Annotated in this window: 1 protein-coding gene; it reads left to right on the forward strand. The window is 75.0% G+C overall.

Features of this window, described 5'->3' with window-relative positions; genetic code table 11:
• Nucleotides 1–1,168: MFS transporter (locus B7767_RS40660; protein ID WP_085576286.1), on the forward strand; the 1,168-nt coding region annotated here is incomplete at its 5' end.
• Between the last annotated feature and the right edge of the window lie 239 nt (nucleotides 1,169–1,407).

Consider the following 1,407-nt stretch of genomic DNA (forward strand, 5'->3'; position numbering starts at 1 on the left):
CGCCACGATGGGGCTGCTGCCCCAGATCGCCGACGGGGTCGACGTCTCCGTGCCGGACGCCGGCAACCTCGTCTCGGCCTACGCGCTCGGTGTCGTCGTCGGCGCCCCCGTGCTGACGGGCATCGGCGCGCGCGTGCCCCACAAGCGGCTGCTCCTGCTCCTGTCCGGGCTGTTCGTGGTCGGCAACGTCGCGTCCGCGCTCGCCCCCACCTACGGTCTGCTCTTCGGCGCGCGCTTCCTGACGGGGCTGCCGCACGGGGCGCTGTTCGGCGTGGGCGCCGTCGTGGCCTCCCGGCTGGTCGCCCCCGAGCGGGCCGCGCGCGCCGTCTCGAAGATGTTCCTCGGACTCACCGTCGCGAACATCGTCGGCGTCCCGGCCGGCACGGCCCTGGGCCAGCAGCTGGGCTGGCGGTCGGCCTTCCTCGCGATCGCCGTCATCGGCCTCGTCGCCCTCGCCGCACTGGCCCTCTTCGTCCCCCACCAGCCCCGCGGCGGGCAGTCCGGCATCCGGCACGAGCTGCGTGCGATGGGCAACCGGCAGGTCGCGATCGGCCTGGCCGTCGCCGTGGTGGGATTCGGCGGCTTCTTCGCCGTCTACAGCTACCTGGTGCCCATCCTGACGAACGTGACGGGCATCTCCGAGTCCTCGACCACCCTGGTCCTCGCTCTCTACGGCGTCGGCATGACGCTCGGCACGCTGGTCGCGGGCCCGCTCACGGACCGCGCCCTGCGCCCGACGCTGTACGCGGGGCTCGCCCTGCTCGCCGCGTCCCTGGTGGCGTTCTCCTTCACCGTCCACAGCACCTGGGCCGCCCTGGTGACGATCACCTTCATCGGCGCGCTGGGCTCCCTCATCACCACGCCCGTCCAGATGCTGCTCATGGCCAAGGCGAAGGACGCCCCGACGATGGCGGCGGCCTCCAACCACTCCGCCTTCAACCTGGCCAACGCGGGCGGCGCCTGGCTCGGCGGGCTGGCCCTCTCGGCGGGCTGGGGCTGGACCTCCCCCGCCCTGGTCGGCGCCGTCCTCGCCGTGGCCGGCCTCGGCCTCGCCCTCACGGGCGGCCTCCTCAACCGGGACGGCGGCCGCTCCGAGGTGATCACCTCGTCCGGCGCCGGGGCCCCGGCAGAGGCCGGTCAGGTCGCGGCGGCCCACCGCCCGGACTGACCCGCACGAACGACGGCCACCGCCCGGAGCCGTCGGCCCGGCCGGTGGAACACGCCGGCACCGCGCGGCCCCGGAGTCCGTCCGACGACTCCGGGGCCGCGCTCTAGCACACCGGAACACGCCCGCGGGCCGCTTCACGCCGGGGTCAACCGCCCGGGTGACATCTCACCCCGAGCCGCCCCTCCACGCCCCTAGGCTGCGCGCGTGAGCAACGACGTGACGAGCGCGACACCGAGCGC

Source organism: Streptomyces sp. 13-12-16, assembly GCF_002114215.1.
Classification (GTDB): domain Bacteria; phylum Actinomycetota; class Actinomycetes; order Streptomycetales; family Streptomycetaceae; genus Streptomyces.